The organism is Pacificibacter sp., assembly GCF_039769035.1.
GTDB lineage: Bacteria > Pseudomonadota > Alphaproteobacteria > Rhodobacterales > Rhodobacteraceae > Celeribacter.
This window is the reverse complement of sequence record NZ_JBDMZG010000111.1, coordinates 1-7,050: the sequence shown is the minus strand read 5'-3', so window position 1 is coordinate 7,050 and position 7,050 is coordinate 1. Positions and strand designations below refer to the sequence as shown.

The following is a 7,050-nucleotide window of genomic DNA, read 5'->3' as shown; positions in this document are numbered from 1 at the left end:
TAGGTTCAGGCTGCACCAGCAATCTGATGCGAGTTCTCATTCGTCTGACAGCACCAAAAAGCCTAATCAATACGCTCAGCTTTCACCACAATGGCAAAACGTTTAAAATTGGAACACAAAGCGGTTTTGCTCATCAAACGCCATGGTAAGCCTGACAGGCCTGCCTTGTCTATTGTGGGCGACTCTAAGGAAGTTATTGTATTTGAACTTGGTGAAGTAAGCGCATCCGACCCCCTCACAAACGTCATGGCGGTCCGGACAACGGACTGACCAAGATTAGCATCACTTGGGTCTCCGAGAAGCCTCGCCTTGCGGACTCCTTTGGCTCCACACTGCGAGCCCTCTTTATACAGCTTGACGCCTGTAGAAGCGATAAAGCGGCTTCCATTTGGCATCTCGCCGACACCACCGACATACATGGAATAGGGGATGTCATCGCCGCCATAGCGCCAGGTTTCCGCCGCCGTCATCGTTTCCAAATTGATGTTATAGCTCAGGGCAAAACCCTATGCCGTCCCGACGGGCGTCTGATCCGGAAGCATATCTTGCGGGCGGCTGGCGATGTAGCCGGACAATTTTGCCAGCATTTCTGCGGCTTCCGGCACATCAAACAGGTTCAGCATTTCGTTTGGATCCGCTTGCAGATCATACATTTCGCCAGCGCCCGAATTCAAATCTACAGTCAGTTTGTGGGTTCGGGTGCGCACCGTTCGCAGTTCTAGCGCGACGCCAACACGTCCGGGCAAAAGGCCCCATTCGTTGCGGGCAAAATCGCGTGTAGCGTCGCCTTCAATCAGGGGGCGCAAGCTGCTCCCATGCTGCGCTAATTGCGCCTCGGCAGTGCCGTAGTCAAAGAATGTCGGCCCCAGATCAAGGGTCGAGACAGGCTCGTCCACGACTTTACCTGCTGGTACGCCTGGTCCTTTCACGATCATTGGAACCTTCAATAGCCCTTCGTAGTGCATCGGGCCTTTCAGGATCAGCCCGTGGTCGCCCAGCCAATCGCCATGATCAGAGATGTAGATGACGATGGTGTTCTCATCCAAACCCTCCTCCATCAGCGTATTCATGATCCGTCCAATCTGGTGATCGATAAAGCTGATCTGGCCGTAAGTGTTGGCAATAATCTCGCGCAGTTGGTCGTCCGTCTGGGGCGAAATGCGGCTGTAGGCCTTGCGGATTTCTGCAAACTTGGGATCGGCAGGTTCGCCCTCTAACGCCGCCTTATGCCACCATGGTTTACCCTCAAAGCTACGAGTGCGGTTCTGGGGCAGGTCGACGTTCGCCGGATCATGCAGACGCGACCAAGGCTCTGGGCAGTCAAACGGGTGGTGCGGATCGGGAAAGCTGACCCATGTGCAAAACGGTTTTTCTGCGTCGCGCCCGTGCCGCAACCATTCAATTGCGCGGTCTGCTGTCCAAGGCGTGTTGTGATAGGCCACAGGCAGCTTTGAGTGCCATACCTGTGCCGCGCCTTTGGTGTCGCCGGCGTTTTCCCACATCAATTTGGTACGCTCATCGCCCTTGCCATCCATATGGTAGAACCGCTCATAGTGTTGGCCCGCAGGCGGCTTTTCAGGTGCCCACCAGTTGTGGCCAACCAACATCAATTCTACATGTTCGAACCCCATATAGGGCCCGTTCCACGTGTCGGGATAGCTGGCAGACGAGCGCAAACATTCGGGCGAACCTGTGGGCTCATAGGTGTGATAGGTCGAAAAATGCGCCTTGCCGAAATAACTGGTTTGATAACCTGCCGCTGCCATTGACCCGCCAAACCCTTTTTCGCCAATCTCTGGCGGCAGATCGATGCCGTTATCATGCACGCCGTGGGTGCGGCACAGCTGCCCTGTAAGGATCGAGGCACGCGCGGGCTGGCAGACCACCGAAGGCGTGATGCAGGCGTCAAACACTGTGCCGCTCGCGGCCAATTGATCCAGATGCGGCGTTTTTATGTTGCGCCCTTTGAACCCCATGCAATCGGCGCGGTGCTGGTCGGACGAAATCAGTATGATGTTTGGTCTACTCATGACGCGGCTTTCTTAGGTTTACGTCCCGAAAAGATAATCACGGCGACGGACATCAGGATAAAGGCTAGGGCGATTGGGTTGTTCAGAAGGAAGAAGGGATCATTACCCGTGGCTGAATAGGCTTGGCGGGCGGTTTCTTCCAGAGATTTGCCAAGGATGAATGCGATGACAAAGGGAAGAGGAGATATGGCAAGTACCCGCATGAAGTAGCCAAGCACGCCAAAACCCAAGGCGAACCATATCGCCTCAAGGCGAGTTTCTTGGACGTAGATTGCAGTGAGAGTCAGCAGCAAGACCGATGGCAGCAAAAGCTGCTTGGGGATGCGGATCATAAAGCCCATGGAGCGCATGAACACGCCGCCAATGGTCCAGTTGAACAGGTTCGCGATGGTCATGCAGGTGAACAAGCCAAAGGCGACCACAAGTTCGGGGTTAACCACGTCGGCAGAGAAACGGAACACCGCAGGGCCGGGGTTGAACCCGCCAATGGTCTCGGTCGCGAGGATCAAAAAGACGGCTGCTGCGTTGCCCGGAATGCCCAGCGACAAAACGGGGATCAGGTTTGCACCGGACACAGCGCTGTTGGCCGCTTCGGTCGCGGCGATGCCCTCTGGCGCACCTTTGCCAAACTCAGGTGCATCGGGCGCTTTTGTCTTGGCATGGCGGGCGCGACCAACCGAATAGCCCAGCGTTGCAGCCAGCGTTGAACCGACACCAGGCAGGGCGCCGATGCCAGTTCCGATGAGGGCCGAACGAGAGATGAAAGGCAGCAGTCGCTTTATCTCTGGCCAGTGCAGTTTTTGATCCCCAGTCTCGGGAACGTTTGGCGTAGGTCTGGACCCTCTATTTTCACGCCACGTTTCCTCCAAGCCTTTGAAGACTGCACCAATGATCAGGACACCAAGGACAGCCGTTGTGATCGGAAAGCCGCGCGATAACTCGTCTGAACCCATCGACAACCGTGGGTAAAAATCCTCGCCTGTGCCGACGTAGACTGCAAGCAATCCCAGCCCGATGGAGATCAGTCCCTTGCCTGGCGACCCGCCAATCACGGCGGCAATGAAGCTGAGTGACAGGATCAGAAGGCCAGTCTTTTCTGGCAGATCCAGATAAGCCTCGACCAGAATGGCAAGAAAAGGCGCGCAGACGAAAAGCACCAGATCGGAAAATGTATCGCCGGAGGCGGACGAGAAGTGTGCGACGCGCAATGCTTTCTTCGCCTGACCCCGTTGCGCCATCGGGTAGCCATCCAATGTGGTCATGAAGGCGTCAGGCGTGCCGGGGGTGTTGAACAAGATCGCAGGGACCGCGCCACCAATGGTCGCACCCTTCATGATGCCAATCAGGAACCCCATGACCGGCAATAGGGCGTCTGGTGAATAGCCAAAGATAGAAATGAGTATCGGCAGCGAAATCGCCATGGCAAAGGGGCCGGCAAGACCGGGCGTCGCACCGACAACGATGCCAAAAAGAAACCCGGCAAGCACCATCACAAGGGTGATCGACACGGCAATGCCAAAGAGGGTGAAAGCTTCGGGGCCTTGGAAGACCGCGAGAACGCCAAGCCAGATATAATCCAGAACGCCCATCAGACGTCGCCATTCGGCGGCAATAGAAGATCCTCGAACGGAACGTCGAACACAAGGATCATAACGACAACAGCCAATACGGCCGTTAACAAACCACGGCGGGAAAATCCACGTTCGACGATGGCGATGATCCCTGAGACCATCATGACCCCGCCCAGAACAAAGCCTACATGTTTCCAACCTGGCGTTGCGCGCAGCAGACGGTATTCGATCGGCTCTGCACGAAACAGATTGGCAATTTCGGCGAAAAAGGGGCCCGCAAAACGCATCACCAAAAGGCTTACAATTGTGACGACCATCAAGCTGGCGATAAAAGAGAAATGGCTATTGCCCAGTACGGGTTGGAACGCGTCGTTCCGTTCAGAAACAAGCAATAGGATACTGCCAACAAGGACAAAACACGCGGCAACTGTGGGGGCCAAAGCATCGCCGATGTTAAACCGTCCACGAACTTTCTCGACAATGCCGCTGTCAGTGTCCAATGGAATCCATACAAAGATCAGCGTGATCGCAAAGATGATGCAGATCAGCCCGATATAGAGGTTGGATCGTGACGGTGAGGGCATTTGCTATCTCCAGATACACTTCGGGCGCCCAGTTTAGGACGCCCGAGGTTGGCTCTAATTACTCAGAAGCTGCTTTAATCAAGCTTTCGGATTCGTCAAAACCCTTCGCCATCAGGGCATCCAGATCAGCGCCTTTGATGATGGCAGCACCACCGAAGGCTTTCTTGATCAACCCGCCTGCTTTGGTCTCCGGATCGGAGGCAACGTCCGCAATTGCATCGCTGAGTGCGGTGCGTGCATCGTCGGCCATGCCAGCAGGCGCGGCGAACATGAAGTAGCCATCACTGTCATAAGCAACGCCCAGATCCGCAAACGTAGGTGCGTCTGGTGTCTGTACTAGCGGTGTGCTCAGCGCTGAGGCCAAATTTACCAGATCACCAGCCGCAACACCTTTGCCCTGAATACCAGCCATAAAGCCCAGATCCATATCGCCAGCGGTGACACCGTTCATGACCGCTTTGCCGCCTTTGACAGAGATGATGTTGAACTCAACGCCCTGCGCCTTGCCCAGAAGGTAAGCCAGATCAGCCAAACGCGGGCTCATCACGCCGAAACGCAGTTGCTCTCCTGCTTTTGCAGCTGCAATTGTGTCACTGATGCTGGTCCAACCTTTGCTGCTTGGGGAAACAACGCCCATCTGGAAACCTGCCGTGGTCGTAAGGCCGGTGAAATCCGAGGGTGTCATGCCTGTCTTGGCGGAATAGAGATTATAGCCAAACGATTCAGTCACCACCATCCCGATGACAGAGCCGTCAGCAGGCATGTCTTTCATGGCTTTGAGCAAGTTCACGCCACCTTTGCCGGTCACTTGCTCTGGAATAAACTGCCAGCCAGTGCGGGCCTCAAGCTCTTCCGCGATCAGGCGCGCTTGTGTGTCAGCACCGCCCCCCGCGCCAAATGCGATCATCAGCTTGATCGGGCCCGGCGGGGTCCAATCAGCAGCAGTTGCAGATACTGCGGATACAGCAATTCCAAGAGCGGCAACGGCCGCTGTAATAAGGTTTTTCATTGAGTCCTCCCTGACTTTGATTGAAGCAAGCCATAAATCGGTTGCTCAGTCAACAATATAGTTGACGGCACAACTTTTTACTGTGATCATCGATGCTAGAGGTCGACTATGAATGATGAAACTCCAACAACGTTAAATCCGCAGCTAGCCCAGCTTAGCAACTTCCTGACCTATCGCATCTCTCGTGTGCATCAAAAACTCAATGTGCAGGCGTCAAAGATCCTTAACGATTCGGTTGGGGTGACGCTGAACCAATGGCGTATGATTGCTTTCATCGGGGGGGCTGAAACGGTTACAGCTTCTGAATTAGTCCGATATACTACTATGGACAAAGGACTTGTCAGCCGCAACGTTAAGTCTCTTATTGAAAGTGGCCTCGTCGCGTCTTTCAATCACGAAAAGGACAGCAGGGTTCATCTATTGAGCCTAACTCCGGCTGGTGAGTTGGTTTTCGAAACAGCCCTGCCAAAAATGCGCCGCAGACAGGCGAAGCTGCAAGACAACCTGAGTAGAGAGGATGTTGCTACCCTGCGTCGCATCTTAGAGACCCTTGAAATCGCTGCTGAGGATACAGAAACCTGATGCCGTCAAATTTGCTGGTTATATTGTCCGATGAACACCAAGCCCGCGCCATGGGCTGTGCAGGACATCCGTTTGTGCAAACCCCCCATCTAGATGCGCTTGCGGCCCGTGGTACACGCTTCACCGATGCATACACCCCTTCACCCATCTGCGTGCCTGCACGTGCCAGCTTTGCAACGGGGCGTCACGTGCATCAGACGCGTCTGTGGGACAATGCCATGCCTTATACGGGGCAAATACGTGGCTGGGGCCATTGCCTGCAAGATGCAAGCGTGCCGGTCGATAGTATTGGCAAGCTACACTACCGGCAAAACGGCGATCCTGCGGGGTTTGATCAAGAGCACATCCCAATGCATGTGGTCGGTGGCAACGGCATGGTCTGGGGCTCTATCCGGGCGGAAGGCGAACGCGTGTCGCCAAAGACACGGATGCTGGGGGAGTTTATCGGCGCAGGCACCAGCAAATACACGGATTACGATCAAGCCGTGACAGATCGTACTGTGGCGTGGCTTTCGGATCATGCAAATGACGAGAAACCATGGTGCCTCTATGTTGGTCTGGTCGCGCCGCACTTCCCACTGGTGGTGCCGCAAGAGTTCTTCGATCTCTATCCACCCGACAGCTTGCCAGCCCCGAAGATGAATCCAAAAGATGGCTACGTGCGTCACCCTTGGGTTGAGCTTCAAAATGCGCAAATGGAAAGTGAGTCCAACTTCAAGTCCGCTGCGGAACGTCGTGACGCTGTGGCGGCCTATTTCGGTCTTGTCAGCTGGATGGACCACAATGTCGGTCGACTGATGCAAGCGCTGCAGGACAACGGGCTGACGAATGATACCACTGTCATCTACTCCTCTGATCATGGGGATAACGTCGGAGCACGTGGGCTTTGGGGCAAATCCAACTTCTATCAGGAATCCGTTGCGGTGCCGATGATCATGGCAGGGCCAGACATCCCTGTTGGGACCTGTGATACGCCTGTGGACCTGCTGGATATTGCGGCGACAATCCCTGACCATTTTGATTTAAGTTTCGAGAGTGAAGGGATGCCGCTACCTCAGATTGCCCGCGATGAACCTGATCTTGAACGCGTTATCCTCAGCCAGTATCACGCGGTCGGCGCGGTAACTGGAGGGTACATGCTGCGCAAAGGGCGGTGGAAGCTGAACACCTATGTAGGCTTCGACCCAGAATTGTTTGATCTGATCGATGATCCTGAAGAAGCCAATAACCTCGCGGCTGATCCGGCGTTTGCTGAGGTGGTGCGAGACCTCACG

Annotated in this window: 7 protein-coding genes; 2 read left to right on the top strand and 5 right to left on the bottom strand. The window is 54.9% G+C overall.

What is annotated here, in order from left to right; all coding sequences use genetic code 11:
- Positions 1-62: 62 nt before the first annotated feature.
- Genes ABF287_RS10140 through ABF287_RS10120 form a run of 5 tightly spaced genes read right to left on the bottom strand, consistent with a single transcriptional unit; the run spans position 63 to position 5,194 of the window.
- Positions 63-485 carry a hypothetical protein gene (locus tag ABF287_RS10140; RefSeq protein ID WP_347184892.1) on the bottom strand — a complete coding sequence of 141 codons (423 nt, stop codon included), beginning with the start codon at positions 483-485 and terminating at the stop codon, positions 63-65.
- A 21-nt stretch (positions 486-506) separates the two neighbouring features.
- Entirely contained in the window at positions 507-2,030 is a 1,524-nt protein-coding gene (locus ABF287_RS10135) for a sulfatase-like hydrolase/transferase (protein WP_347184891.1), read from the bottom strand.
- Positions 2,027-3,619, bottom strand: coding sequence for a tripartite tricarboxylate transporter permease (locus tag ABF287_RS10130; protein ID WP_347184890.1), 1,593 nt, complete (start codon positions 3,617-3,619; stop codon positions 2,027-2,029). Before ABF287_RS10130 ends, ABF287_RS10135 begins: the two co-directional genes overlap by 4 nt.
- On the bottom strand, positions 3,619-4,185 hold the full coding sequence (locus ABF287_RS10125) for a hypothetical protein (protein ID WP_347184889.1): 567 nt from the start codon (positions 4,183-4,185) through the stop codon (positions 3,619-3,621). Before ABF287_RS10125 ends, ABF287_RS10130 begins: the two co-directional genes overlap by 1 nt.
- Positions 4,186-4,243: 58 nt before the next feature.
- Positions 4,244-5,194, bottom strand: a complete 951-nt coding sequence (locus ABF287_RS10120) for a tripartite tricarboxylate transporter substrate-binding protein (protein WP_347184888.1) — start codon at positions 5,192-5,194, stop codon at positions 4,244-4,246.
- Positions 5,195-5,302: 108 nt separating this feature from the next.
- On the opposite strand from ABF287_RS10120, the gene ABF287_RS10115 reads away from it, so the two are divergent.
- Together ABF287_RS10115 and ABF287_RS10110 are read left to right on the top strand one after the other, a co-directional pair.
- Positions 5,303-5,776 carry a MarR family winged helix-turn-helix transcriptional regulator gene (locus ABF287_RS10115; RefSeq protein ID WP_347184887.1) on the top strand — a complete coding sequence of 158 codons (474 nt, stop codon included), beginning with the start codon at positions 5,303-5,305 and terminating at the stop codon, positions 5,774-5,776.
- A partial coding sequence (locus ABF287_RS10110; protein WP_347184886.1) for a sulfatase-like hydrolase/transferase occupies positions 5,776-7,050 on the top strand: 1,275 nt, incomplete at its 3' end. The genes ABF287_RS10115 and ABF287_RS10110, both read left to right, overlap by 1 nt.